The sequence below is a fragment of the Streptomyces sp. NPDC042201 genome, assembly GCF_055582185.1.
The window spans coordinates 58,024-82,372 of the sequence record NZ_JBVJDS010000013.1; the positions used below are offsets into that span (position 1 = coordinate 58,024).

At 69.8% G+C, this 24,349-nt stretch carries 25 protein-coding genes and 1 pseudogene; 10 read left to right on the forward strand and 16 right to left on the reverse strand.

Translation table 11 applies throughout. From position 1 onward, the window contains the following. Window positions 1–45 precede the first annotated feature (45 nt). The 3 genes from ACZ6MZ_RS27875 (at window position 46) to ACZ6MZ_RS27885 (ending at window position 2,204) form a co-directional block, all read left to right on the forward strand. Window positions 46–552 (forward strand): transposase, encoded by a 507-nt coding sequence (locus tag ACZ6MZ_RS27875; RefSeq protein ID WP_469355217.1) that lies wholly within the window; start codon window positions 46–48, stop codon window positions 550–552. Window positions 553–641: 89 nt separating this feature from the next. After that, window positions 642–1,100, forward strand: coding sequence for a GNAT family N-acetyltransferase (locus tag ACZ6MZ_RS27880; protein WP_469355043.1), 459 nt, complete (start codon window positions 642–644; stop codon window positions 1,098–1,100). Between the two features lie 738 nt (window positions 1,101–1,838). Further along, the gene (locus ACZ6MZ_RS27885; protein ID WP_469355045.1) at window positions 1,839–2,204 is read left to right on the forward strand and encodes a hypothetical protein; all 366 of its coding nucleotides are present in this window, start codon (window positions 1,839–1,841) and stop codon (window positions 2,202–2,204) included. Window positions 2,205–2,355: 151 nt separating this feature from the next. On the opposite strand, the gene ACZ6MZ_RS27890 is transcribed toward ACZ6MZ_RS27885, so the two are convergent. The 6 genes from ACZ6MZ_RS27890 to ACZ6MZ_RS27915 form a co-directional block, all read right to left on the reverse strand. Beyond that, window positions 2,356–2,979, reverse strand: a complete 624-nt coding sequence (locus ACZ6MZ_RS27890) for a hypothetical protein (RefSeq protein WP_469355047.1) — start codon at window positions 2,977–2,979, stop codon at window positions 2,356–2,358. Between the two features lie 26 nt (window positions 2,980–3,005). Beyond that, window positions 3,006–3,626: a hypothetical protein gene (locus tag ACZ6MZ_RS27895; protein ID WP_389785451.1), complete on the reverse strand. Its 621-nt coding sequence runs from the start codon at window positions 3,624–3,626 to the stop codon at window positions 3,006–3,008. Between the two features lie 81 nt (window positions 3,627–3,707). Further along, complete coding sequence (locus ACZ6MZ_RS27900) at window positions 3,708–4,592, reverse strand: hypothetical protein (protein WP_469355049.1); 885 nt, start codon at window positions 4,590–4,592, stop codon at window positions 3,708–3,710. 320 nt (window positions 4,593–4,912) lie between these two features. Beyond that, window positions 4,913–5,443, reverse strand: a complete 531-nt coding sequence (locus ACZ6MZ_RS27905) for an HAD family hydrolase (protein WP_469355051.1) — start codon at window positions 5,441–5,443, stop codon at window positions 4,913–4,915. Further along, window positions 5,443–5,622: a hypothetical protein gene (locus ACZ6MZ_RS27910; protein WP_469355053.1), complete on the reverse strand. Its 180-nt coding sequence runs from the start codon at window positions 5,620–5,622 to the stop codon at window positions 5,443–5,445. The genes ACZ6MZ_RS27905 and ACZ6MZ_RS27910 overlap by 1 nt, the downstream gene beginning before the upstream one ends. A 221-nt stretch (window positions 5,623–5,843) precedes the next feature. Then, entirely contained in the window at window positions 5,844–6,488 is a 645-nt protein-coding gene (locus ACZ6MZ_RS27915) for a dihydrofolate reductase family protein (protein ID WP_384180810.1), read from the reverse strand. A 141-nt stretch (window positions 6,489–6,629) separates the two neighbouring features. Here ACZ6MZ_RS27915 and ACZ6MZ_RS27920 point away from each other — a divergent pair, with 141 nt between their 5' ends. Beyond that, window positions 6,630–8,261: a serine/threonine-protein kinase gene (locus ACZ6MZ_RS27920; protein WP_469355056.1), complete on the forward strand. Its 1,632-nt coding sequence runs from the start codon at window positions 6,630–6,632 to the stop codon at window positions 8,259–8,261. 124 nt (window positions 8,262–8,385) lie between these two features. On the opposite strand, the gene ACZ6MZ_RS27925 is transcribed toward ACZ6MZ_RS27920, so the two are convergent. The 4 genes from ACZ6MZ_RS27925 to ACZ6MZ_RS27940 all read right to left on the reverse strand — a co-directional run bounded on the left by ACZ6MZ_RS27925 (window position 8,386) and on the right by ACZ6MZ_RS27940 (window position 14,240). Further along, a complete protein-coding gene (locus tag ACZ6MZ_RS27925; RefSeq protein WP_469355058.1) occupies window positions 8,386–10,533 on the reverse strand; it encodes an ATP-binding protein in 2,148 nt (715 codons plus the stop codon). Continuing rightward, entirely contained in the window at window positions 10,530–11,321 is a 792-nt protein-coding gene (locus ACZ6MZ_RS27930) for a Pvc16 family protein (protein ID WP_469355061.1), read from the reverse strand. Before ACZ6MZ_RS27930 ends, ACZ6MZ_RS27925 begins: the two co-directional genes overlap by 4 nt. Window positions 11,322–11,355: 34 nt before the next feature. Continuing rightward, window positions 11,356–13,347, reverse strand: coding sequence for an HYR domain-containing protein (locus tag ACZ6MZ_RS27935; protein WP_469355063.1), 1,992 nt, complete (start codon window positions 13,345–13,347; stop codon window positions 11,356–11,358). Window positions 13,348–13,610: 263 nt separating this feature from the next. Beyond that, on the reverse strand, window positions 13,611–14,240 hold the full coding sequence (locus ACZ6MZ_RS27940; protein WP_384180798.1) for a helix-turn-helix transcriptional regulator: 630 nt from the start codon (window positions 14,238–14,240) through the stop codon (window positions 13,611–13,613). Between the two features lie 214 nt (window positions 14,241–14,454). On the opposite strand from ACZ6MZ_RS27940, the gene ACZ6MZ_RS27945 reads away from it, so the two are divergent. Beyond that, on the forward strand, window positions 14,455–15,789 hold the full coding sequence (locus tag ACZ6MZ_RS27945) for a COG1470 family protein (RefSeq protein WP_469355065.1): 1,335 nt from the start codon (window positions 14,455–14,457) through the stop codon (window positions 15,787–15,789). A gap of 67 nt (window positions 15,790–15,856) precedes the next feature. Here ACZ6MZ_RS27945 and ACZ6MZ_RS27950 read toward each other — a convergent pair whose 3' ends face one another. The 3 genes from ACZ6MZ_RS27950 to ACZ6MZ_RS27960 all read right to left on the reverse strand — a co-directional run bounded on the left by ACZ6MZ_RS27950 (window position 15,857) and on the right by ACZ6MZ_RS27960 (window position 19,569). Beyond that, window positions 15,857–16,669 carry an eCIS core domain-containing protein gene (locus ACZ6MZ_RS27950; protein ID WP_469355067.1) on the reverse strand — a complete coding sequence of 271 codons (813 nt, stop codon included), beginning with the start codon at window positions 16,667–16,669 and terminating at the stop codon, window positions 15,857–15,859. A gap of 380 nt (window positions 16,670–17,049) precedes the next feature. Beyond that, window positions 17,050–18,063: a sporulation protein gene (locus ACZ6MZ_RS27955; RefSeq protein ID WP_469355069.1), complete on the reverse strand. Its 1,014-nt coding sequence runs from the start codon at window positions 18,061–18,063 to the stop codon at window positions 17,050–17,052. Window positions 18,064–18,198: 135 nt separating this feature from the next. Beyond that, window positions 18,199–19,569: an NAD(P)-binding domain-containing protein gene (locus tag ACZ6MZ_RS27960; protein ID WP_469355071.1), complete on the reverse strand. Its 1,371-nt coding sequence runs from the start codon at window positions 19,567–19,569 to the stop codon at window positions 18,199–18,201. Between the two features lie 133 nt (window positions 19,570–19,702). Between ACZ6MZ_RS27960 and ACZ6MZ_RS27965 the strand changes: the two genes are divergently transcribed. Both ACZ6MZ_RS27965 and ACZ6MZ_RS27970 read left to right on the forward strand, forming a co-directional pair. Next, window positions 19,703–20,056, forward strand: a complete 354-nt coding sequence (locus ACZ6MZ_RS27965) for an ArsR/SmtB family transcription factor (protein WP_384180788.1) — start codon at window positions 19,703–19,705, stop codon at window positions 20,054–20,056. 73 nt (window positions 20,057–20,129) lie between these two features. Further along, a complete protein-coding gene (locus tag ACZ6MZ_RS27970) occupies window positions 20,130–20,636 on the forward strand; it encodes a GNAT family N-acetyltransferase (protein ID WP_469355073.1) in 507 nt (168 codons plus the stop codon). A 4-nt stretch (window positions 20,637–20,640) separates the two neighbouring features. On the opposite strand, the gene arsB is transcribed toward ACZ6MZ_RS27970, so the two are convergent. Both arsB and ACZ6MZ_RS27980 read right to left on the reverse strand, forming a co-directional pair. Beyond that, window positions 20,641–21,756, reverse strand: a complete 1,116-nt coding sequence (arsB, locus tag ACZ6MZ_RS27975) for an ACR3 family arsenite efflux transporter (protein WP_469355075.1) — start codon at window positions 21,754–21,756, stop codon at window positions 20,641–20,643. Then, complete coding sequence (locus tag ACZ6MZ_RS27980) at window positions 21,753–22,067, reverse strand: ArsR/SmtB family transcription factor (RefSeq protein ID WP_469355077.1); 315 nt, start codon at window positions 22,065–22,067, stop codon at window positions 21,753–21,755. Before ACZ6MZ_RS27980 ends, arsB begins: the two co-directional genes overlap by 4 nt. Before the next feature lie 135 nt (window positions 22,068–22,202). On the opposite strand from ACZ6MZ_RS27980, the pseudogene ACZ6MZ_RS27985 reads away from it, so the two are divergent. Continuing rightward, a pseudogene (locus ACZ6MZ_RS27985) lies at window positions 22,203–22,601 on the forward strand (arsenate reductase ArsC); the annotation flags it as partial. Then, window positions 22,593–23,033, forward strand: a complete 441-nt coding sequence (locus tag ACZ6MZ_RS27990) for a pyridoxamine 5'-phosphate oxidase family protein (RefSeq protein ID WP_469355219.1) — start codon at window positions 22,593–22,595, stop codon at window positions 23,031–23,033. The pseudogene ACZ6MZ_RS27985 and the gene ACZ6MZ_RS27990, both read left to right, overlap by 9 nt. 33 nt (window positions 23,034–23,066) lie before the next feature. Here ACZ6MZ_RS27990 and ACZ6MZ_RS27995 read toward each other — a convergent pair whose 3' ends face one another. Continuing rightward, complete coding sequence (locus tag ACZ6MZ_RS27995; protein WP_469355079.1) at window positions 23,067–23,663, reverse strand: flavin reductase family protein; 597 nt, start codon at window positions 23,661–23,663, stop codon at window positions 23,067–23,069. 261 nt (window positions 23,664–23,924) lie between these two features. Here ACZ6MZ_RS27995 and ACZ6MZ_RS28000 point away from each other — a divergent pair, with 261 nt between their 5' ends. Beyond that, a complete protein-coding gene (locus ACZ6MZ_RS28000; protein ID WP_389785388.1) occupies window positions 23,925–24,311 on the forward strand; it encodes a hypothetical protein in 387 nt (128 codons plus the stop codon). Window positions 24,312–24,349 lie beyond the last annotated feature (38 nt).

Sequence of the window (24,349 nt, forward strand, 5' to 3'; positions counted from 1 at the left end):
GATCTGACGGGCACGCAGTGGGCCAGGCTGGAAACGCTGTTGCCGGTGGGCAAGAAACCGGGACGGCCTCCGGTCTGGCCCAAGCGGCAGCTGATCGACGGCATACGGTGGCGGACCCGGACCTGCGCGCCTTGGCGAGACGCGCCAGCCGGCCTACCGCCAAGATCCATCTGGCGGTGGGAACAGGGGCAGAAGCCGCTATCGCTGATCGTCACGGCTGGCCGGCGCGGCGACTTACCCCAGCTTCAGCCCCTCCTGGACCGCATTCGCGTCCCACGCCAACGTCAGCCCGACAAGGTTCGTGCCGACAAGGCGTACGGCTTCCGAGGGGACCGCTCCTACCTGCGTAGACGCGGGATCCGCTGCACCATCCCGGAAGAAGAGCGACCAGGTCCGCAACCGCAAGAAGCCCGGCTCCCACGGTGGGCAGCCACCCAAACGCCACCGTGCCGTCGCGACTCGATACGACAGGCTCGCCGTCCGCTACGAGGCCACCGTAACCGTCGCCGTCATCAACGAGTGGCTGTGGTCAGCACCTTCAACGCTCCCTAGGGCCATGAGCACTCGCCTGGCCAACTGGAACGCTCGGTCACATCTCACCCGTGACCAGAGGTTATGGGAAGCCCCTTAGGCTCCGGACTGTGGATATCACTGTGCGTTCGGCTGGTAGGGCTGATCTGCCGTTTTTGTTGGGCCTTTACCGTGAGTTGAATCCCGACGACGCGCCGTTGCCCGCCGAGACCGCGGGGGCGGTCTGGTTGGCCATCGCTGCGCAGCAGGGGCGGACTGTGCTGGTTGCTGAGCGTGGTGGCGTCGTTGTCGGCACTGCCGACTGCGTCGTCCTGCCGAACCTCACGCGTGGCGGCCGGTCGATCCTTTTCGTGGAGAACGTGGTGGTCGCGGGCGCCGCCCGGCGCCATGGCGTCGGGAAGCAGCTGATGGACGCTGTCGTCGCGCTCGGCCGGTCTTCCGGCTGCTACAAGGCGCAGCTACTGGCAGCCGACGATGAGTACGTGCATACCTTTTACGAAGCGTGCGAATTTCAGCCCCTTGCCCAGGGATTCCGTCGGTACATCGAGTGTGATGTTGGGGCGGGGTGAGGGCCTCGCATGGGGCGCGTTGGTGCGGTCGTGGGGATCATGGGCGTTGGAGTGACTGGTGTAGGGGGACGGGGATCGTGTCCGGGACGCGCCACTGGAGCAGGGGCGGGGGAGTCCGCCGTCCAGGCAGATGAGGCGGACCCGGGTTTGCAAGGGGGATTTCGAGCGGCTGTCCGCGAGAGGCAGCCACTCCCTTGCCTGGCGGGCGCCGCGGCGGCCGGACAAGTGGGCCAGGACCTTGGGGCGGTCGGCCTCGGAAGCGCGCAGGTTCCCGGAATCCTGAACGTTGGTAAGCCAGAACCTGCATGCCAGCTGATGGCTGCGGCAGTCCCACGCGCGGGTTCCGGCTTAGCTGACGGGACATGGTGAGCAAAGCCCCGTTCTGCCAGGAGGATTGGGAAGACCACGGCTGATCTGAAAGACACATCCCGCCTGGGACTTCGACTTCGACGACGGCGACGAACTCACCCGGCGACTGCCCTGACTGGCTGCTCTGTACGATCACCGAATACTGGGCGCTGGTCCGCCTGTCCTGTGCGGAGATCAGCAAGTGGTGCCCTGTCCGGATAGTTGAGGGAGTTGGCGGGTGTCCGCTTTGGACTTCTACGCTCACGTCGCCGTTTGCGGTGAGGTCCTGGGAGTTGGCCTCGATGCCGACCCGGAAGCCTGGGAAGCTGCCCGGGGGCGACGTGCCTCGATGTTCCCGGTGGTGGCCTACTGCGGCGGGACTACGGGCTCGTGGAAATCAACTTCTCGCCGGACCAGCCAGGGCGGCAAGGGCAGATGTCGTGCTTCGGCTTCGGCGTGAAGATCCAACGATTGTTGTACGACCAGTCCCCGAGCACCGTGCCGTCCCCGCTCTCGCGGGAATACGGGGAATTCGCACCCAGAGTCCCCTTCAAGGAACTGCAGACCGCCATCCTGGCCCTCGGCCACACGATCGAACTCGACAAGCACAACACGTCGAGTGACATGGACTACTACCGCGTATCCGCGTCCGCCGCCCGCATCCACGTCGTCGCTGACCCTGACCCGTACGGGTCAGGCGACCCAGATCCAGACGGACATCAGAGGGGCGACGTCTGGTCCATCGACGTGTGGTGACCAGCCGGCGACCTCCCAGCAGCGTCCGCGATATCTCTTCGCTACGAGGAGCGCCGGGCAACGATCACCTGCGCGGCGGGCAACGATCTGAAGAGCGCGCGCCACCCCGCTGATCAGCCACACTCAAGCCCCCCGTGCCGCATCCAACCGGCTAGCCCGCAGGCCAATGTGGGTTCGGCATGCCGTCATCGCTCATGTGCGCCCGCTGCCAGATCCCCTTCCAGTTGAACGGCGTCTCCGGGACGAACCGGTGCCGCTGCCCGCACGGACATGGCGCCGGCACCCACGCACACCCACGGCACAGCTCCACCCAGCCGTGCCCGGTCGAGTTCGACACCAGCGGTCTCTCGTCCCCGCAGGCGGGGCAGCCGGGGAGATCGGCGCCGTCCAGAATCGCGTTCTGTCGCCGGACGTACTCAGGCAGCCGCAGCGACGGATGGCGAAACGGGTCTTCGTACCAGGCGCGGTTCGGGCCCTCCCACCAGCTCCGCAGCCACCACGGTCGCGGGTTCACTACAGCCCGCCGCCCCGCCCGCTTCTCCGCCCGGCGTTGCGCGGCGTACTCCTCCGCTCGCGCGAGCCACAGCACCCGCGCCTCATGCAGTTCCTCCACCGCCCGCACCAGCGCGTCCGGGTCCGCCTCCAGCCGCCGGGGGATCGCGGCGCTGAGCGTGAGGTGGTGGTACGTCGCCCGGAAGCCGTACGGAGCAAAAAGGGTGATGCAGGTCCGCAGCGCGCTGTGCCGCCGGCGGAGGGGGAGACGGGCGTCGTGCACGTGCGATCGGTGGGTCAGGAAGCTGGTCATTGTGTGGGCGCCAGATCCAGTGCCCGTGCCAGGGCGGCAGTGACGGCGGCGGCGTGTGCCGGCAGGTGTTGTTCAGCCCAGATTCCGGCAAGACCGAGGAAGTCCTGCAAATCCTGCTGGGCGCCCGCGACGAGTCTGCGTGCCTGGTCTACCGACAGCTCGATCACCGGGCTGCCGTCCGTCCCGTAAGCGTCGAACGTCAGCCGGACAATGTCGCCAACGCGTTCGGCCACCGACGACGGATCGTGGCCGAAGTAGGAGCAGCCGGCGCCGTCGAGCACCTCCAGCCAGTCCCGCCAGGTCTCCAGGCCGTTGCAGCAGCCCGGCTCGACGAAGACGGTGTCGGTGGCATTCTCGGTCACCCGGAACCCTCCGGCGGCGAACAGATCAGGCATGGTGAGCAGCCCGTGCAGGAATATGCCGAGCGGGTCGGTCGGGCACAGCCCGTGCTCCTCCTCCGGCTCGAAGTCGTTGCAGTCGGCGATCCGCATAACCGCCGTGCCGACCTCCGCCGGAGTCAGCTCCCCGTTCAGCACGAGGTAGCCATACGATTCCTGCTCGCCAACCGGCCAGAGCGCGAAGTCGTCGGCGGCGGAGATCTCCAGAACGGGTTGCATCACAATCACATGGGGATGATGCCGGACCCACTGCTACACCGCCACGGGCTTTCAGCTGGCATCGGGCTCGGAGCAGGCCCGCTACCTGGGCAGTTTCGCGGTGCGCTCCGGGCAGGCGGCGCCGACATAACGCATGGCGGTCTGCGCGGTGATCCCGAAAAGCCGCATCAGCTTGAGGGGATCACCAGTGGCAAACGTCTCGTTGAGCATGCGGTCCTGCCGCAGGCCGACGAGCGTGACGTTCTTGGGGAGGGTCCTGCGAAGCAATGTTCTGCTGACCACCGGATGATCCGGGTCGAGGGCCGTCTTCTGACTGACGAGAAGATAGGGGTTCGTCGATGCTGGCCAGCGGTGGTAGCGGTAGGCGAGCCACTCGCTGGCGAGTCGGTGGCTGAATTCCTCCAGGTAGAGGGTGTGCCGCAGCAAGCCGCGGCGGACTTCGAGGGTGCTGCGGGCAAGGTTGAGATCGGTTGTCCGAGCCGTGCGAAGTTCTTCACCAGGCAGAGCGTGAACGGCCACCAAGGCGATGACCAGGCGGCTTAGCGGAGACTTCGCGTGACCCATCAATCCGGCCAGGAGGTCGCTGCGCACGGACTGCGGAAGGCCCTTGAGGTGGCCGACCGACAGCTGGCGAGTCGGATCCCGGAACACCATCCGTTCCCGCTTGAGCGCCTTGAACAGGCTGCGCAGGCTGACCGCGACCTGCTGGCGCTCTCGTCCCGACAGGCCCGATACCACCGCCTCAATGTGGTCAGTCGTGATCTTTCGCAGAGTGGTCACGTCGGCGGCAGTCCACGTGGTGAGGACGGGTTCAATGTGAGCGAGGTAACGGCGAATGCTGCGGTAATCGCGGACCTCGCCCTCGCGGCGCCCCTGGCTGCGCAGAAGGGTCACCCATGCATGGATCTCGCTGGCGAGCGGGTCCGGGAGGACACTGATCGCGACCTGGATCCATGCGAGATTCACGTCCTGGCGGCGGTCCGGATCATCAATGAGCAGACCATGAGAACGGAGGAACTGACAGACCTGCGCGCCCGAACATCTGGCGCTTGAGCATCTTGATCCGGTTGACATGGCCTTCGACGACGCCGGAGTTCCAGGGGGAGGGTCAGGCCGGCGATGACGGCGTCGCGGTCGCGGTCGATGCCTGGGGCGAGGGTGTGGAGGGCCATCGCGTCCAACGAGTCCTTCGGCAAGGCGCACTTGTTCCGGTGAACCTGTGCCAGATCGCATCGAAATCTTACAAGTTCGGCCTGGAACACGCTGGTTGGCTCGGTCGGTGCTGGCTATGTCGGCATGCTGGTGATGAAGTTGATCCCGGATGCGGCATCGTCAGCGACAAGGGTGGGGCGGTATGACGTCTCGGTCCAAGGACGACCGCTCGACACCCAAATGCTTCGAAGATTCAGTCCGTTCGCACCAGCGATGTCGGCTTGGGGCGAGTCGCCGACTACCCAGGCGCCATGGAGGGACGCTCCGACGGCTGCCGCTGCTGCTCTGAAGATCTCCGGTGCAGGCCTCTTCTGGCCGACTTCCTCGGAGATCGCCCAGCCGTGGACGAGCTTGTCGAGTCCGCTGTTCCGAATCTTCGCTTCCTGCTGCGCAGTGGGGCCGTTGGTGACAATCGCGCAGGTCCAGCCATCGGCGACCGCTTTTCCGAGCGCGCCGCGGATGGCCTCGGGGAGGACAACCCGATCTGCGGCGCCAGTATCGAGAAGGATACGGATGGCGCTTTCTGGCAGAGACGCTCCGTAACGCTCTGCCATGGCCTGGGCGACAACCTGCCTGGGTGTGTATCCGCTGGCATCGACGGACATCACTCGGATTCAGGCAGTGCGTGCTCGGCCAAGAAGGCGGCCGTCGCGTCCCGGAAGGCCGCATCGCGATCGACCAGAGTGTTGTCGAGGTCAAGCATCAGCAGCGGCATATCCGGCAGTAGATCACGCCCGGTGGCGCGTTGGCAGAGCCGTTTCACGGCCCGGATCGACGTGGTCAACGAGATAGATCAGGGTGGCCGGCGGGTCCATTCCGAAGGCCGCGGCGACGAGCTTGGGGTCCATCGTGTTCACCAGGTCAACGAGGCGGGCGCTGCGGCGAGGGTCTGGCTGCGGAAGCCGTTCGCTTCCTTCGCGACGAGTTGGCGGGTGGGGTGACGGACCGCCTCAGGGCAGCCCCCGGAGGCGAAACAGCCGGCCCGGGGGTAGCCCTGAGGATCGGTTACTTTCGCCAGAACAGGTGGTGTGTCACCCCGCTCGGGCTGGGAACGACATCCAGGTGGAACCGGTCGAGCAGTTCATCGGGGGACTCCCAGAGTCGTACTCCGGACCCGAGCTTCATCGGTGAGACCGCCACGTGCAGGGTGTCGACCAGGTCGGCGTCGAGGAACTGCCGGATGGTGGTAGCCCCGCCGCCGAGTCGGACGTCCTTGCCCTGCGCGGCCTCCCGGGCCTGTTCGAGGACCGTGGCCGGGTCGCTGTCGACGAAGTGAAACGTGGTGTCGGACAGCGTGAGCGAAGGACGCTTGTGGTGGGTCATGACGAATACCGGGGTGCGGAACGGGGGCTCGTCGCCCCACCAGCCCTGCCACTCATGGTCCTGCCAGGGCCCGCGCTGGGGCCCGAACTTGTTGCGGCCCATGATCTCGGCGCCGATGTTGCGGGCGTAGTCCCGCGTGAGGTAGTCGTCCAGGCCCCGGCTCCCCCCGGGGTCGGTGCGCATGGGCCAGCTCGCCGTGGCGCCGGCCCAGGCGAACAGCCTCTCCGGCTCGACATGACCGAACGGCCTCTCGAGGGTCTGGTCCTCACCGGCACCGATTCCGTCACTCGAGACATTGAAATTCTGGACTCTCAGCAACTGAGCCACGCGTTCCTCCTGTGATGGGGCGACAACGGTGGTGAGACCTGCCGGGCCGGGAAAACTCATCGCTGCGTCCCTGACTGGTCAAAAATTGGGCTACCTAGTGCCCTGACCTCTGAGCTTGTGCGGTTTGGGCAGGCTCCTGGGGTGAGCGGGCCGCCCCTGCTCACCGTGGGCTACAGTCGGGCCCTCGCCTGCCGGCTGGGCGGGCTTTCCTGGGGGAGCCAGGGGGACCTGGGGGAACGCAGCGCGATGTGGGCCGGACGGACCGAAGTGCCGGGGTATGAGGTTGCCGACGTGCTCGGCGAGGGTGGCTTCGCCACTGTGTACCGGGCGCGTCAGCTGTCCGTGCAGCGGGAGGTCGCGCTCAAGATCGATGACCGGGTGCTGTCGTCCGAGCGGAGCCGTCGGCGGTTCATGCGCGAGGTCACCGCGGCGGGGCAGTTGTCGGGACATCCGCATGTCGTCGCGCTGTACGACGCGGGAGTGCTCGGGGACGGCCGGCCCTACATGGTGCTGGAGTTGTGCTCCAACGGTTCGCTCGCGGACCGGCTCCGTGAGCACGGCGCGTTCACGCCGGAGGCGGCGCGGGACATCGGGGTGCGTATCGCCGACGCGCTCGCCGCGGCGCACAGTGCCGGGGTGCTGCACCGGGACGTGAAGCCCGGCAACATTATGATCAATCAGTTCGGCGCGGTCGCCCTCGCCGACTTCGGGCTGGCCGCGATGCCCCGTCCCGGCCATGAGCTCTCCGCGACGAGGGAGGCGCTGACCCCGGCGTACGCACCGCCCGAAGCGTTCCGGTTGGAGGATCCCACCCCGGTCGGGGACGTGTACGCGCTCGGCGCGACCCTCTACGCCCTGCTGCGTGGCCTTCCGCCGCACTACCCGGACGTGGGCGAGCTCAGCGTCACGGAACTGATCGTCCGGCACACCGACCCCATTGCCGATCTGCCCGGTGTGCCAGCCGCGTTGATGGACGTACTCAGGTCAGCTCTGGCGGCCGATCCGGCCGAACGCCTGCCCAGCGCCGCGGCGCTGCGCGACGCCCTCGCCGCTGTCGAGCTGCCCACGCTGAACACCGTCCCGCAGACGGTACGAGAGCACGTAATACGAGCCACCGTGCGGCAGCAGACCACGGAAGGTCCGCCGACGACGCGCGCGCCGCGCACCCGGCGCACTCCGCGCACCCGGCGCACGTTGTGGATTGCCTCGGCCGCCGCGCTGGCGGTGATCGGCCTCGGTTCGGTCGGTGCCGTCGCGCTCCTCGACTTCGGCAAGGGGGAAGATTCCCCGGAGAAGGACGCAGCCGTCTCGGCCAAGGGTTCGCAGGCCGCCGCCGGGCACGACTTCACGGTGCCGACGGTCACTGAGGGCTGTTCCGCCGCCTCCGTCGCCGGCGCGGACGCGCGCTGTCCCACGACCGCGGAGTGCTGGGGCGGCATGGTGGTGATCTCGGGATTCATCACCATCAACCGGTCGGACTGTACGGTCCAGCACCCTTGGGAGACCTTCGCCATCGCGCCGCTGCCGCTGGACGGCATGACGAACAACCAGAAGGAACTGGCGAAGCACCCCGTGGTCCGCAGGCTGTGTTCCCGCGAAGTGATGGCCGAGTCGAGGCGGGGCGCGGCGCTCGACGTCGCACCGGAGCGCTGGACCGTCGATGTACTCCCGCCCTCTCAGGCGGAGTTCGATCGGGGCTCACGCGTCTTTCGCTGTGTGGCCACGGTCGCCGGGGAAGAGACGAGCAGGAGCAACTTCCGGCCCAGGTCCTGAACGACGGTGGCCCCCGACCCGGCGCCACGCTGGCCCCGGGCACGGCGCCACGGTGGCCCCCGACCCGGCGGTACGGCCTGCGGCCTCGTCGCGCGCACCGCGCTCAGGTCAGCAGGTCGAGGGCTCAGGTCAGCAGGCCGAGGTACGGGCCGAACTCCGACGCCAGGGTGAGGCGGCCCAGTTTCTGGTACTCCCGTTGGATCGCGTGGATCAGGGTGGGCATGGTCACCGGGGTGCCGGATTCCGCTGACAGATAGGCCGCGGTTACGGCCACCGAGCGGATGTTGCCGCCGGCCAGTTCGAAGGACGTGGCGCAGAAGTCCAGGTCGAGGCCGGAGCCGCGGGGGAGGAGCGGGCCCAGGGAGCGGTCCCAGAGGAGACGGCGTTGTCCGGCGTCCGGGATGGGGAAGTCGACGACCAGGTCGAGGCGGCGGGTAAAGGCGTCGTCCAGGTTGGCGCGGAGGTTGGTGGCGAGGATGGCGAGGCCGTCGAAGGACTCCATACGTTGCAGGAGATAGGCGCTCTCGACGTTGGCGTAGCGATCGTGGGCATCCTTCACCTCCGAGCGTTTGCCGAAGATGGCGTCCGCCTCGTCGAAGAGCAGGACGCCGTTCACACCGGCCGCCTCGGAGAAGATGCGTTCGAGGTTCTTCTCCGTCTCGCCGACGTACTTGTCGATGACCGTGGCGAGGTCGACCGTGTAGAGGTCGAGGCCCAGGTCGGCCGCGATCACCTCCGCCGACATCGTCTTGCCGGTGCCGGAGTCGCCCGCGAAGAGGGCCGATACGCCCCGGCCGCGGCCGCCGCCGGGGCGCATGCCCCACTCGCCCAGGACCTGGTCCCGGTAGCGAGCGCGGGCGGTGAGTTCGCGGAGTTGGGCGTGGGCATCCGGGGGGAGAACCAGGTCGTCCCAGGTCACGGAGGGTTCGATGCGGCGGGCCAGCCGGTCGAGGCCCGCGGCGTTCTGGGCGCGGGCGCCCTGGCGGATGTGGTCGGATCCGAGAACTCCGCCGTCCAGCTGCGCCGTCTGGGCGGCGCTGCGGGCCGCTCCCTCGATCTGGCCGGGGGTGAGGAGGAACGGGGAGAGCAGTACGCCGACATCGAGACCGGCAGGGACGGGGGCGGCGTACGCGTCGTGCCAGAGCGCGGCCCGTACGGCGGGCTCCACCCGGGGCGCGTGCAGGAGCAGCGGCGGGCGGACCGACCAGGCGGCGTCCCACGGGGCGCGGCCCACCAGAACCGTGGGGAGCGGGGTGTCGGTCAGCAGGCGCAGCGTCTGCGGGTGGTCGCGGGAGAGCGCGTCCAGCGGGGCGCACACCAGGCCCGATCGGGTCAGCCGGCCCTCCCGTACCAGTGCGCGTACGGCTTCGGCCGGCGTCGGGTCCTCCGCCAGCCGGGACAGGTCGAGACCGAGTACGCCGCGCCCCGCGAGGCTCAGCGCGGTGGCGGCCAGCGCCGTACCGGCGCCGCCCTGGTCCTCGCGGAGATACGCCAGGTGGACGGCCGAGCCGAGGATACGGGCGAGCGGCGCGGGGTCGCCCACGCCCGGTACGGCATGCCACGGGGCCAGCAGATCGGCCAGCCGGGGGTCGGGGGTGTCGTCGCCGAGGAGGTGCGCGGTGACCCGGTCAGGTACCCGCAACGCACGTCCCAGGAACGGCCGGTCCGCCTCCTCCACCAGCAGGAGTCCGCCGGACCGCAGCGGCGCTCGGGGTCCGAGACGGGCGCGGGCGGCGGAGTCCGCGGGGGAGAGTCCGCACAGGCCGAGGGCGAGGCCGGTGGTCGGGCGGCGGCGGGTGACATCGTCGTTGAGGTAGCCGTAGAACGCCTCGAACCGGTCGTCCAGGTCCGGTACGAGCGCGATGAGCAGGATCTCGACATCGAGGGTGCTGAGGCCGAACTCCTCGGCCAGCAGGGCGAGTCGGGACGGGTGATCGCCGCCGGTGAGGGTCTCGGCCTCAGCCAGCCGGGCCGCGTCGCTCTCGTCGGGTACGGGGAACGTACGGCCCTCGTCGAGCAGCCGGGTGATCGTCTCCTCGGTCAGATACAGGCCGCGGAAAGCGTCGTCCGGGTGGGGGTCGGTGAGCTGCCTGGCCTCGACCGCGCGGCGGACGCGCTGCTCGACGAGGACGGCGCGGGCCAGCAGATGGCGGAGGTCCGCATCCCGGGTCGGATCCCGCTGCGAATCCAGGTCCGCATCCCGCTCCGTATCCCGATTTGGCTCCCGATTCGGATCCCGGTCCGGCCCCTCGTGTCCCGTGGCGCTCGTCATTCCCCTCGGTTCTCCGTGATGCGCAGCGACAGACCGGGCCGTCGCGCGGGTCCGGACGCGGTGTCCGTACCGTCCGGTGCAGCGGGACGCTCCGTTCCGTCCGGTACGCCGGGACGCTCCGTACCGTCCGGTGCGGCGGGACCGGATCCGTACACCGGCAGCGCCGCGCCGCCCGGCATCCGCCGCGTCTGCCGCCGCGCGCGGTCCTGCGGCGGGTGGTCGCCGAAGCGGGCGTGCAGTCCCTCGTCGCCCACCGGCGGGCCCGCCGGATAGGTCGGCGACGCCGTGACCGGCACGCTGATGACCAGGTCCAGCGACGGCTTCAGTTCGCCACCGAGCGCGCTCCAGACATCGGCGAAGGAGCGGTCCTCCGGCGGCGGCAGCGCGATGGTCATCGGTACGGCGACCCCGATGTCCTGGAGCGTCCCCGTCAGCCGCTCCGGCGGCAGCGCCTCGTACCGCAGCAGGCAGCCCAGGAGCGAGGACAGCAGCCGGTGTTCGTCCTCCGGGCGCTTGGTCCATGCGGTGATCAGATACGAGAGCTTGAAGAAACGCGGCGGCCGGCGGCGGGCGACGACCGTGCCTCCCTCGTCGTACTCGTTGTACAGACCGCGTTCCCGCCGCCGCATGTCCTCGCGGATGTCGTAGAGGTACAGATTGACCGTGGGCGCGTTGACCTTGGCCGCCCAATCGCGGGTCGGCGCGTCGAACACCACGGCGATCTGGACGCCTTCGAGGACCTCGGCCCTGAGCAGCACGCGCAGTGCGTCGTCCACCTCATGGATCACAGCCGCTTCTCCGCCCTCGGCTCCGCGAGCGGGCTCATCCGCGCCCCGCGAAGTCCGGTGGCTGGAGCTTGCGTTGGACGACCAGGACCGGTTTCTCCAGCCGGTCGAGATCGCTGCCGTCCGCGCGGAGTCTGCGCGGTCCGAGCACGTCCTTGCGCAGCACCGGTACCTGCGTCTCGAAGGTGCCGTCGCGGCCGACTGCCACCGGCGACCCTGTGGCAGTGATGCCCGCGCTCCAGCTCAGCCGGACGTTCACGCCCGGCGGGAAGTCCGAGCCCCGCGCCAGGACGACCTGCCCCGGTGTGGCGACCTCCGGGGTCACGGTCAGCTTCGGCTGAAGGACGCGGAGCCGGTCCCGGTCCCTGTTGTCGTCCGCCCGCAGGTCGGGCAGCGTGGCGACGACGGTCCCATGGACGTCTCCGCTGATCGCCTGCCGGTACGTGGCCGTCTGGGTGACCTCGATCCTGCCCCCCGCCGGGACGGTGCACGGCGCGGTCGGGGTACACCGTGACAGTCCGGCCAGGGTGCGCTTGCCCGCGTCGGGCGTCCTGGGCCAGGCGGAGGTGAGGATGACACCGGTAGCCGTGTCCGGGCCGGCGTTGGTGACGGTGAAGCGGACGCGCGCGTCGCGACCGGTGTACGTGCGCTCCGGTGTGACCTGGACATCCACCGCGACATCGGCGGCCGGCGGCACCGGAGCCTCCAGCACCTCGACGGTCGCCGTGTCGGTGCCGGTGTTGCCGTTCGCGTCGGTGGCGGAGCAGCTGATCTCGGTGCTGCCGACCGGGAAGAGCGAGCCCGACGCCGGGGTGCAACGTACCGCCAGGGGACCGTCGTTGGCGTCTTCCGCGGTGGCGGTGAAGCCGACGCGCGCACCGTCGGGGTCGCTGGTCTCCACCGTACGGTCGTCCACGGTGACCACCGGCGCGTCGACGTCATTGACGTCGATGTTGATCGTCTCCGTCAGCTGCGGATCGGCCGCCGCTCCCGGGCCTGCGCTTCCCGCAGCGGGCACACCGGGGCCCAGCAGGAACTGGACCGTGCAGGTCAGTCTCGTACCCTGCGGAGCGTCCTCGGAGACCTCGATCGTCTCGTCGAAGGCCGCGATGTCGCCGCTGGTGACGTCACGCGTGGGCGGGTCGAGGGTCACCGTGAGGGCGGGGTCGCAGTCGTCCAGTTGGTAACCGACCGTTGTGCGCAGATTGCTGAGACCGTCGATGATCGTGTCCACGACCGCGTCCGGGGCGACATCGGGGAGCAGTCTGCCCTTGGTCGCCTCGATGACCTTGTCGGCCTGGCCCGGCTCGTGCAGGGGGTCCTCTATCTGGCCGGGGTAGCCGGCGTCACCGTTTCCGTTGAGCCCGTCGCCGATCTCGGTCGCGATGTCCACGCCCAGCACGCGGACGCCCCGGGCCTGCAACGCGAAGATCGTGTCGGTGAGGGAGTGGCCCATGCTGGGATCGTGGCTCGAGGCATCGCCGACCAGGACGACCACCGGGCTCGCGTCCGCACGGAAAACGGTCTGTCCATCGCTGCCGTTGGCGATCTGCCAGAGCGAGTTGATCCAGTCCTCGGAGGGGCCCATGCTGAACTCACCGCGGTGCGTGTCGAGCAGGTCGACGCCGTCCTGCACCTTGCCGAGGTCGTCCGTCAGCGACTGCAGGACGGTGTAGACCTCACCGTTGTCGGCGTCGACCTCCTGGTCGCCGTACGTGGCCACGGCGAAGCGGGACTCGGGCTGCTCCTCGATCACCCTGGAGGTGATCTTGGGGAGGTCCCGCTGAATTCTCTCGATCGACGAAGCCATGCTGTACGTGCCGTCCACCAGCAGCACGATGTCGGGCTTCGGCGGGATGGCGGGCGTGCGGACCAGCTTGTCCACGGCGGTGGACGCGCCCGGGTTGAGCTTCTCCGTCACCACGGCCGGTGTGACGGACGGTTCGGGGGCGGCGGCCGCCACGTCCGGCTCGGCGGCCGAGCTGGGCAGGCCGCCCATGGCCAGGAGCAGCAGGGCGAAGGGCAGCACACGCAGGGCTGTACGGGCCGTCCGCCGCGTCGTCCGCTCCGCCCTCCACCGCGTCCGCGCCGAGCGCCGGAACCATGTCCGCGCCGAGCGCCGGAATCGCTGAGACCGTGGCACGGAACCCTCCCCAGATCGGCACACCGGCCCTCACCATCCCCTGCTCGCGCCCCGCGGACAGCGGGGCGCGAGTCAGTCCTGCGGGAACCGAGTTCTGCCCTTTCGGGCAGCCGGACCGAAAGCGGGAGAGCGGGTCCGGCGACCGTGCCTCAAATCAGCCCTTGGCGCAGTGCGTATGCCACCGCGTGAGAGCGATTACGCAATTGGAGCCGGGTCATAACCGCGTGCAGAACGTTCTTTATCGTGCGTTCGGAATAGGCGAGCTTGGTCGCGATATCGGCGGTGTCGTACCCCTCCGCGACCAGCCGCAGTACGTCGATCTCCCGCGAGGAAAGGCCGGTGAAGTGCAGGCCACGCGGCCCGAGCACCTGGCCCTGCAACTTCCCCACCTGCTCAAGCAGCCGTCCGAGGAGGTCGGCGGGCACATGGCCCTCCCCGTTCGCCACGGCGACAATGACCCGTACCAGGTGGTCAGGTGTCGCCTCCGAGCGCCGGACCACGCCCGCGACACCGCACTCCGCCGCGCTGACCAATTTCTGCTCGTCGATCTCGGTGGCGACCAGCACACCGCGGGCGTTACCGCTGCGCTGGATGTTGCGCAGCATCCGCAGTGCTTCCTCGTCGATGACGTCCACGACCACCACGACGACCTGCGGATCGAGCTCCCCCTCGTCCCAGCCGGTCAGCGTCACCTCCGGTCGGGTCCGTAGCTGGCTGGCCACCCCGGCCTGGGAGATCGGATCTTGCGCGCGTAAACCGACGATCGTACGGTCTGTCATGAATTTCCCCCTCCGCATATGCGAACCGATGGCATCATCACGGGCCGTAATGGACCTGGGCAGCCTGGTCTCGGCGCCTCACGCATCGGCAGTTACTCCATTCCCAACAAGCCCGGACGCGAAATCCATTGCCCCTCGATGGGCACGACATCTGCCCGAAAGTGTTCCTGTCCGGCCGCTGTTCCCAGGAATGCGCGGACCTACGGTGCGTCGTATGAGTGTTACGGCGAGCCTCGACGCATCGACTGTCACCGCCGAGCCGGGCGGGGAGACGGACGTACCCCTACAGATCCTGAACTCCGGCAGCACGGTCGAGGAGTACCGCTTCGAGGTGGTCGGAGCCTGCGCCGCCTGGGCGGCGGTGGAGCCGGCGACACTGTCCCTCTACCCGGGCGCCTCCGGAACCGTCACCCTCCGGCTGAGCCCGCCACGTGACCCGTCGGTGCCCGCGGGCGAGACGCCCTTCGGCATCCGGGTGGTGCCGACGAGCGATCAGAGCGCGGCCGTCGTCCCCGAAGGGCAGGTGACCGTAGCGCCCTTCACCGAGGTGACCTCGGAGCTGGTGCCCCGCAGCTCGAACGGTGTCCGGCGCGGCACGCACCAACTCGCCGTGGACAACCGGGGGAACGCCCCGGTGACCGTGCGCCTCAGCGGCCGTACGGGCACCGAGCGGGCCCGGGTCGACTTCGTCGCATCCGAGTTGGTGATCCCGCCGGGGCACGCGGACTTCGGGAAGGTACGGGTGCGGCCGGCCAAGCGGCTGTGGCGCGGCACCCCGGTGACCCACCCGTTCCAGGTCTTCGTGGCACCGGTGGTGACGGAGGGTCAGGAGCCGTACGAGCCGGTCGTCCTCGACGGCTCGTACGAGCAGCAGGCCATCCTGCCGAGCTGGCTGCCGCGGGCGCTCATCCTCGCGGCGGTCGTACTGATCGCGCTGGTCGGACTCTGGTACGCGCTGCTGCGGCCGGCGGTGAAGTCGGCGGCCCGGGAGGCGATCACTCCGGATGTGGTCGCGTCCGCCGCGGCGAAGACTCCGGACGGCGGTGGCGCCAACGGCGGTGGCGCCAACGGGGGAGCCTCCAACGGCGGTGGCGCGTCGGCCGGCGCCGACGGCGGGGCATCCGGCGAGGGCGGGGAGAACGGGTCCGGTTCCGGATCGGGATCCGGCACGGCGCGGGGCGCGGGCGCCCCCACCAGCGCCCGGGTCGAGGTCAGGGACGCGGTCGGCGGCGGCGCCGGCAGCGGATCCGCCTACAAGGTGCCGGCCGGCAGCACCTTCGAACTCACCGACATCTTGGTCCAGAACCCACAGGGCGACGCGGGAACGCTGGTGGTCTCCAGCCAGGACGCCCCGGTGATGCGGCTGGCCCTGGAGAACTTCCGCGACTACGACTATCACGTCGTCACCCCCATCCTGGTGCCGGCCGGCGGCGAGATCACGATGACCGTCGACTGCCGGCAGGTGGGCAAGCCGGTGAAGGCCCCGACCCCGTCGGGCTGCGCGCAGTCGCTGTTCCTGGGCGGGACGCTGCGCGCGGACGCGCAGTAGCGCGCGGGCGGGCGGTAGGTCAGGCGAGCGGTAGGTCAGGCGAGCGGTACGTCAGGCGCGCGGTAGGTCAGGCGGGCGGAGCCTCTTCCTCCTCCTCGGCCCCCTCCTCCGCGCGCTGGACGAAGGAACCCTGCACCGCGGCCGGTTCCTCGTCCTCGTCCTCCGCCGCCTCGCGCTGTACGGCGGGAGCAGTCACCGCGGCCGGTGCGGCGGCTGCCGGCGCGGGCTCGGAGACGGGGGCGGGGGCGGCCGGGCTCGGCTGCGACAGCACCCGGTCGGCGTTCGCGACGGCCTCCTGCTCGAAGCGGTCCGACGGATCGCTCACGCGAATGCCGCCCGGTGCCTCCGAGCCGTCGACGGGGCCACTGCGCTGCTGGACCACATGGGTCAGCTCGTGCGCCAGTGTCGTACGGCCGCCGGACGAGGACGGGTCGTAGCTGTCCCGCTGGAAGACCACATGATTGCCGACGGTGTACGCATGCGCGCCGACATCCTTCGCCGACTCGTGCGCGGCGGAGTCGGTGTGCACCCGTACGTCGGAGAAGTCGGCGCCCATCCGGCTCTCCATGTCGGCGCGGGTGTCGGTGTCCAGGGGCTGACCGCCCCCGGAGGAGACCACATCGTGCACGGGTGAGCGCTCCGCCGGCGTGGCGGGAGACGGCTCCGCCTCGGCTTCCGGTTCCCTGCCGAGCATCGATCCGACGGCGCTGTTCCCGACGGCGCGCTGGAGGCTGCTCATCCCGGCCGTCCCGACCACATCGGGCCGGCCCGCGGCCGCGGCCTTGAAGAGATGCGAGGTCTCGGCGGACTCCCGCGCGTCCGTTGCCTTCGCGGGCCGGAAGGACTCGTCGTGCTCGTGCTCATGGTGGTGTCCGCGCATCTCCGTCTCCCCTGACCGTGCCGCTCGCCCTGTCCGAAGCCCTGTCCGAAGCCGTCCGTGCCGCTCGCCCCGCCCGGCCGGGCACCGCGCCGGCCCTGGCCGTACGACGGCGGCGACGCGGCGGCGACGACGCGGCGGCGGGACGGCCCGGGCCTCCACCCTCCACCCTCGCGCCGTGCCCCGTGGGCCGTCCAGCCCCCGGCCCCACGGACGAGGGGCATTGCGTCCTGCCTCTTGGGGCAACCCGAGCCGCTCGGGAGGACGTGGTGAAGGCGGCGGGGCCGCCGTCACGAACCGGCCGGCCGCGCACGGCCACTCACATGGAGTGCCGTGCCGGTCGGCCCGTCACCTCCTGAACCACCGCGCGGGAACCGAGCGGGTCACTCGTCCTCGAAGGCTTCCTCCTCGCCGGCTTCGTCCTCCTCGCCCTCGAAGGCGTCACCGATCTCGTCGACGACCTCGGCGGCGACCATGCCGCCCACCACACCGACCGCCACGCCCGCGGCGGCACCGGCCACTACCGCTCCGGTGCCAGGACCGGAGCCGTGATGCCCGTCGTGGTGCCCGTCCTCGTGAGGGGACCGATGTCCGTACGGGTCGGGGTCGTGGCCGGCCCGTGAGCCGTGGCCGGCGACGAGTCGCTCGACCCAGGAGCCCACCTCGGCGTTCCAGTCCGTCTGCCGGACGTCGTGGTGCGAGACGGTGAACCGGTTGAGCGCGTCATGCCCCTCGGAGAAGAACCCGCCGCGCTTGTCGGCCTCGATGACGACGTCCATCCCACCGGCCGTGGCGAGGAACGTCACCTCGATCTCGTTCACCGCGTGCGCGTACCGCGCCGGCGGGGTGAGTTCGATCTCCTGGTAGAAGGGGAGCTGCTGGCCGGTGCCACCGATGCGACCGAGCTCCAGATCGGCCGACGCGAAGCCCCAGCCCAGCTGCCCGAACGCCTCCAGGACGGCTTCCTGGGCCGGCAGGGGCGACACCTGGAGCGCGTCGAGGTCTCCCTTGTCCTTTGCCCCGCCCACCGCGAGCTCGGTGCGTACCCCCAGCACCACACCCAGGGGCTGGCCGTACAGTTCGGTCAGCGGTGTCTCCCACGGCACGGTCAGCGAGAACGGAACGCTGTGTTCCGTACCCTCGGCCAGCCGGAAACCGCCACCGACCAGGAGACGGTCGAAGACGACCGTGCCTTCGGTTTCCTCGTCGTGCCCCTCCGCCTCGACGCGGGCGACCAGATCGAGCGTGATCTCGTCGATGTGCACGTCAGCCTGACCGCCGCGCAGGTACACATGACCGGACAGGGTGCCACCCGGTACCACGGATCCGCCGTCCAGCACGGTATCGACCGAGGGGCCACCGACCCCGAGGGCTCCGAGCAGCTTCTTGAACACCATCGTGGCGTTCACTCCTTCACATGGTTCTGTCGTTCGCTGTGCTGATCCCCGAGGGGATGGGGGACGACGCCAGAACTACCGCGGAGGGTAAAGGAGTTCCCAAGATCCATCGGGACGGTCCGGACTCGTACCTTTTCAGCCACCCGCGGTGCGGCGTGCGATATCGGGCAGCGCGGCCGGGGCGGTGCAGCAACCGGCAGTGGTCTCTTGGGTCTTGTCGGCGTCGGACTCGTCGAACAGGCCCGAACCGCCGCACACGCCGGTCTCCGGGAGGGTCAACTCGACGCGTTCCGCGGCGTCCCGGTCTCCGGCGAGGGCGGCGGCGATGGAGCGGACCTGCTCGTAGCCGGTCATGGCGAGGAAGGTGGGCGCGCGGCCGTAGCTCTTCATGCCGGCCAGGTAGACGTCCTGTTCCGGGTGTGCCAGCTCGTTGACGCCGTGCGGGTAGACGGTGCCGCAGGAGTGGGCGTTCGGGTCGATCAGCGGGGCGAGTGCGACGGGGGCCTGGAGTCGCTCGTCCAGGCCGAGGCGCAGCTCGGAGACGAAGGACAGGTCGGGGCGGAAACCGGTCAGGACGATGACCTCGTCGACCGGGTCGAGGCTGCGGCCGTCCTCGGCGACGAGCACCAGTTGGTCGCCGGCCCACTCGACGGAAACGGTGCGGAAACCGGTGACGGCGTCGGCGTGTCCCTCGTCCACGGCCGCCTTGGCCGCGAGGCCGAGCGCGCCGCGGGCGGGAAGCTGGTCGGCCTCGCCGCCGCCGAAGGTGGCACCGCCGATGCCCCGCCGCAGGATCCACACCGCGTGTGTGCCGGGGGCCTCTTCCGCCAGGTCGGCCAGGTGGGCGAGCGCGGTGAACGCGGAGGCTCCTGAGCCGATCACGGCCGTGCGCTTGCCCGCGTAACGGGCCCGTACCGCTGGGTCCTTGAGGTCCGGGACGCGGTAGGAGACGCGATCAGCGGCGGCGCGCTCACCGAGGGCGGGGAGTCCGTCGCCGCCGATCGGGCCGGGGGTGGACCAGGTGCCGGAGGCGTCGATGACGGCGCGGGCCGTCAGCCGCTGCTCGGTGCCGTCGGCGTTCAGGACGTGGATGGTGAACGGCTGCCGCTCGCGGTCGGCGTCCACGACCCGGTCGCGTCCGAGGCGGGAGACGCCCGTGACGCGAGCGCCGAAGCGGACCGTGTCGCCGAGGGCGTCGGCCAGCGGCTGGAGGTAGCGCGCGGCCCAGTCGCCGCCGGTGGGGTACGTGGCGCCGTCGGGCGCGGTCCAGCCGGTGGGGGCGAGCAGCTTCTCGGCGGCGGGGTCGATCACCTCGGCCCAGGGGGAGAACAGCCGCACATGGCTCCACTCCCGTACGGCGCTGCCCGCGTCGGGGCCGGCCTCCAGGACCAGGGGCTCGATGCCGCGCTCGACGAGGTGGGCGGCGGCGGCCAGCCCGACGGGGCCGGCTCCGATCACCACGGTGGGCAGGGCGGTGGCGGGTACATCGGCACGCGGCACGATCACGGTGGATCCCCTTTTGATTCGACGTCTGTCGATGGCTTGCCCGGCCAGGATCACACCTGATTCGACAAGCGTCAACATAGACAGTCATCGAATCAAGGGCGCTCATTGGTTCGATGCGTGTCAACATAGACGGATGTCGAATACGAAGGTGCCGCTGGAGTCGGAGGTGGCGCCCTGCTGCCCGCCACTGTCCGAACGCGCGCTCACGGCCGAGGAAGCGGTACGGACGGCCGCGATGTTCAAGGCGCTCGGCGACCCCGTACGGCTGCGGCTGTTCTCGCTGGTCGCCTCGCACGAGGGTGGCGAGGCGTGTGTCTGTGACATCTCGGACGTCGGGGTGTCCCAGCCCACCGTCTCCCACCATCTGAAGAAGCTCCGCGAGGCCGGTCTGCTCACCTCTGAACGCCGCGGGACCTGGGTGTACTACCGCGTGGAGGCCTCCGTGCTCGCCGCCATGGGTCAGCTGTTGGGGCGCGTCGCGGCGTGAGCTCCGGAACGGGGGGTGTCATGGGGCGGCCCCGCGCCGCGAGGTGGCCCGTGGTGTACGTAATACTCGCCCCATGACTTCGCGTATTACGGGTGCGGGCGGCGGCAGGGCGCGGGGCGGGGTCGTGCTGAGCGGGGCCGTATGGATACGGCGGGCGACCGCGCGGGATGCCAAGCGGCTCACCAGGATCATCCAGCGCTCCAGCGCCTACGAGGGCCAGTACGCCCCGATGATCGCCGGGTATCGGGTGGGGCCCGACTACATCGAGGCCCATGAGGTCTTCGTGGCCGCTGATGCCGATGACCGGCCGCTCGGTTTCTATGCCCTCGTGCTCGCTCCGCCGGAACTCGACCTGATGTTCGTCGCTGACGAGGCGCAGGGGCTCGGCATCGGCCGTCGGCTGGTCGAGCACATGGTGAGCCGGGCGCGGGGCGCCGGGCTCGACCGTGTGCGGGTGGTCGCGCACCCGCCCGCCGAGGGTTTCTACCGCAGCGTGGGTGCCCAGCGGATCGGCACCGAGAGCGCGAATCCGCCGGCCGTGATGTGGGACCGTCCCGAACTGGTCATCCCTGTCGCGTGACCCGTCACTCCCTCACCGGGGTGGTGAGGGCCGTGGCGGCGAACTTCTTGCGCCAGGCGAGCGATACGTACACGAGCCCGACCAGGACCGGCACCTCGATGAGGGGGCCGACGACTCCGGAGAGCGCCTGTCCCGACGTCACCCCGAAGGTGGCGATGGCGACCGCGATGGCCAGTTCGAAGTTGTTGCCGGCGGCGGTGAAGGCGAGCGTCGCGGTCCGGTCGTACGCGAGACCGAGCGCCTTGCCGAGCAGGAAGGTGCCGAAGAACATGACCGCGAAGTAGACGAGCAGCGGCAGCGCGATCCGGGCGACGTCCAGCGGCTGCGAGGTGATCGTCTTTCCCTGGAGGGCGAAGAGGATGACGATCGTGAAGAGCAGGCCGTACAGGGCCCATGGGCCGATCTTCGGCAGGAAGGTCGCCTCGTAGCTCTCGCGGCCCATCGTCCGCTCGCCCAGGCGGCGGGTGAGGAAGCCGGCCAGCAGGGGGACGCCGAGGAAGATGGCCACGTTCAGTGCGATCTTCCACATCGAGATGTCCAGGCTCTGGCCGTCGCCGAGGCCGAGCCAGTTCGGCAGGAGGTCGAGGTAGAACCAGCCGAGCAGGCCGAACGCGATGACCTGGAAGACGGAGTTGAGGGCGACGAGGACGGCGGCGGCTTCGCGGTCGCCGCGGGCCAGGTCGTTCCAGATGATCACCATGGCGATGCAGCGGGCGAGGCCGACGATGATCAGGCCGGTGCGGTATTCGGGCAGGTCGGGCAGGAAGATCCAGGCCAGCGCGAACATCACGGCCGGGCCGATGATCCAGTTGATGGCCAGTGAGGACGCCATCAGCCTGCGGTCGTCGGTGACCGCGTCGAGCTTGTCGTACCGGACCTTCGCCAGGACCGGGTACATCATGATCAGCAGACCGGCGGCGATCGGCAGTGAGATGCCACCGAGTTCCACCGTGGCCAACGCGTCGTTCAGGCCCGGGATCAGCCGGCCGAGGCCCAGGCCGAGCCCCATCGCGAGCAGGATCCACACGGCGAGGAAGCGGTCGAGTGTCGAGAGCTTCGCGACGACCGAGTCGTCTCCCGGCCTGGCGGGGGAGGCGGTGGCCGGTTCTGTGCCGGTCATGGACAGCTCCGCTTCGCGTCGGCGGCCTGCGCGGCACGGGCGGTCGCGGCGAGACCGCTGAAGGAACCGGCGACGGCTTCGAGGACCTCGGGCCGCAGCTTGTAGTACGTGAACCGCCCGCACGGCTCGGTGTCCACCACCCCGGCCTCGCGCAGCACGCGCAGATGGTTGGAGAGGTTCGTCTGCTTGGCGCCGGTCTCCTCGACCAGGTGCGTCGTGCAGAGCGTCTCGTGGGCGAGCAGGGTCACGATCCGCAGCCTGAGCGGGTCGGCCAGCACCCGGATCAGATCAGCGTCGACTGACGTCATCATGGGCTGATACTGTCACATCACTGGCGGCTGATGCCACTGGATGTCGACGTCCTGGGTGCTGCCGCCGCCGGCACCTGATCCGCAGTGAGACACGTGAGACACGTGAGACAACAGAGAGACAAGAGAGACCGTCTGATGCCCGACAAGCCTTCTGTGCTGTTCGTCTGTGTCCACAACGCCGGGCGTTCCCAGATGGCCGCCGCCTGGCTGGCCCACCTGGCCGGAGACCGCGTGGAGGTCCGCTCGGCGGGATCCAGCCCCGGCGACGCCGTGAACCCGGCCGCGGTCGAGGCGATGCGGGAAGTCGGTATCGACATCTCCGCCGAGATCCCGAAGATCCTCACCGTGGACGCGGTCAAGGAGTCGGACGTCTGCGTCACGATGGGCTGCGGCGACACGTGCCCGGTCTTTCCGGGCAAGCGCTACCTCGACTGGACGCTGGAGGACCCGGCGGGGCGGGGCGTCGAGGCCGTACGCCCGATCCGTGACGAGATCAAGCAGCGGGTCGAGAGGCTGATCGCCGAGATCGCGCCCACGTCCGGGCCCGAGCGGGCAGCGCCCCAGCCGCGCTCCGACCCGGAGTTCCTCGCCTTCTGGCAGGAGCGCCGTGTGGGTTTCTTGTCCACGACGCGGCCGGACGGTACGCACCATCTCGTCCCCGTCGGCGTCACCTACGACGACGCGGCCGGCATCGCCCGTGTCATCACCAGCAGGACGAGCAAGAAGGCTCGCAACATCATCGCCGGCGGCCCCGGCGCGGTCGCCGCGGTGAGCCAGGTCGACGGGGCGCGCTGGTCGACCTTGGAGGGGACGGCCGTCGTCAACGAGGACCCGGAGGCCGTTGCCGACGCCGTCGAGCGGTACACCCGGCGCTATCGGCCGCCCCGGGTCAACCCCGAGCGGGTCGTCATCGAGATCACCGTCACCAGGACCATGGGCACGGTCAAGGCGCGCCGCTCTTCCTGATCAGCCGGTCGGCGCCCCTGCTTCGCCGCCCTGTCACTCCGTGTACGGAACCCGGGCGATCTCCCGCAGGTCGCCGATCGTGGCCCATTCGTCCTTCCCGAGCCTCGACAGCGGGCGCATCGCGGTCACGTCGGGGTGACCGTCCGTCAGGACCGCGCGGTCGACCGCCGCGTGCACCACCCGCCCGAACACCACGGTGGAGTCCCCCAGTCGCAGCGTGCTGTGCAGCTCGCACTCCAGGGCCACCGGCGAGGCGGCGACGCGCGGCGGCTTGACCCGCACGCTCGGCTCGCGTGCCACGCCCACCGCGTCGAACTCGCTGATCCCATGCGGAAAGTCGGTCGCGGTCGCGTTGATCTGCTCGAAGAGCGGTTCGGGGGCGAGGTTCACCACGAACGCACCGGTGTCCTCGATATTGCGCAGCGAGTCCTTGCGGCCCACCGACGTGAACTGCACGACGGGCGGTGACACGCACGAGATCGTGAAGAAGGAGTGCGGGGCGAGGTTGTCGCACGAGCCGTCCCGGTTGGTCGTCGACACCCAGGCGATCGGCCGGGGCACGACGGTGGCGGTGAGCAGCCGGTAGAAGACATCCCGGTCGCACTGGGCGGGATCGAAGTCGATACGCATACGGCTCAGTATCCCCACCGGTGGGCGCGGCTCTGAGCGGCGGGATCCAGGCCGGCGGAATACCGGACCCGCAACGCGATGCTCCGGCATGGCGGTGCGGAAGCGGGGGTCGCCGCCGGTGTACCGCTCTCGTACAGGGCTCTGTTGAGAGTGATCGGTACGGCGCCGGGGTCGGGGTTATGAGGTGATTTGCGTATCATGAGGACTATGCGGCCTCGCATACGTACGCCGTCGGCGAGGCATACCAGGAAGGTTTTCCTGATGACGAAGAAGCGCAGTCAGCCGCCGCAGGGTGAAGGCCCGAGCCGGTTCGAAGGATCCGATCAGCACGGGTGGTCGCCGGATGTGGACGAGACGTCCCAGCGGCCCAATCCCAGCGCGCATCGTTCCTTCCACCCGGACAAGCACGCTCCCGAGCCGGACGCGAGTCGTACCCCTTCCGACGAGGACAAGAAGAAGTCGACCGCGGGCACGCCGGTGGAGAGCACGACGCGACGCGGTGAGGACCAGGCGAAGAAGTCCCCGGGCGAAGGCATGCACGACACCGGACCCAAGGGCCGCTCGCAACGGCCCAGCGGAAGCAAGGACGCCTCCGCTCGCACCGGAGTGGACCCACAGGACCCGCCCCCCAGCCGGTCCGGTCACTGAGCCGGCCGGCTCCCGGCACCGCATGACGGGGGCGGCTC

What these genes read in the sequence shown, in the direction of transcription:
- ACZ6MZ_RS27895 (WP_389785451.1), bottom strand. Translation starts at nt 3,626, where the DNA reads ATGCAACCCGTTCTGGAGATCTCCGCCGCCGACGACTTCGCGCTCTGG.
- ACZ6MZ_RS27905 (WP_469355051.1), bottom strand. Translation starts at nt 5,443, where the DNA reads ATGTCCGTCGATGCCAGCGGATACACACCCAGGCAGGTTGTCGCCCAG.
- ACZ6MZ_RS27925 (WP_469355058.1), bottom strand. Translation starts at nt 10,533, where the DNA reads ATGACGAGCGCCACGGGACACGAGGGGCCGGACCGGGATCCGAATCGG.
- ACZ6MZ_RS27940 (WP_384180798.1), bottom strand. Translation starts at nt 14,240, where the DNA reads ATGACAGACCGTACGATCGTCGGTTTACGCGCGCAAGATCCGATCTCC.
- ACZ6MZ_RS27945 (WP_469355065.1), top strand. Translation starts at nt 14,455, where the DNA reads ATGAGTGTTACGGCGAGCCTCGACGCATCGACTGTCACCGCCGAGCCG.
- ACZ6MZ_RS27950 (WP_469355067.1), bottom strand. Translation starts at nt 16,669, where the DNA reads ATGCGCGGACACCACCATGAGCACGAGCACGACGAGTCCTTCCGGCCC.
- ACZ6MZ_RS27955 (WP_469355069.1), bottom strand. Translation starts at nt 18,063, where the DNA reads ATGGTGTTCAAGAAGCTGCTCGGAGCCCTCGGGGTCGGTGGCCCCTCG.
- ACZ6MZ_RS27965 (WP_384180788.1), top strand. Translation starts at nt 19,703, where the DNA reads ATGTCGAATACGAAGGTGCCGCTGGAGTCGGAGGTGGCGCCCTGCTGC.
- ACZ6MZ_RS27970 (WP_469355073.1), top strand. Translation starts at nt 20,130, where the DNA reads ATGACTTCGCGTATTACGGGTGCGGGCGGCGGCAGGGCGCGGGGCGGG.
- arsB (WP_469355075.1), bottom strand. Translation starts at nt 21,756, where the DNA reads ATGACCGGCACAGAACCGGCCACCGCCTCCCCCGCCAGGCCGGGAGAC.
- ACZ6MZ_RS27980 (WP_469355077.1), bottom strand. Translation starts at nt 22,067, where the DNA reads ATGATGACGTCAGTCGACGCTGATCTGATCCGGGTGCTGGCCGACCCG.
- ACZ6MZ_RS27995 (WP_469355079.1), bottom strand. Translation starts at nt 23,663, where the DNA reads ATGCGTATCGACTTCGATCCCGCCCAGTGCGACCGGGATGTCTTCTAC.
- ACZ6MZ_RS28000 (WP_389785388.1), top strand. Translation starts at nt 23,925, where the DNA reads ATGACGAAGAAGCGCAGTCAGCCGCCGCAGGGTGAAGGCCCGAGCCGG.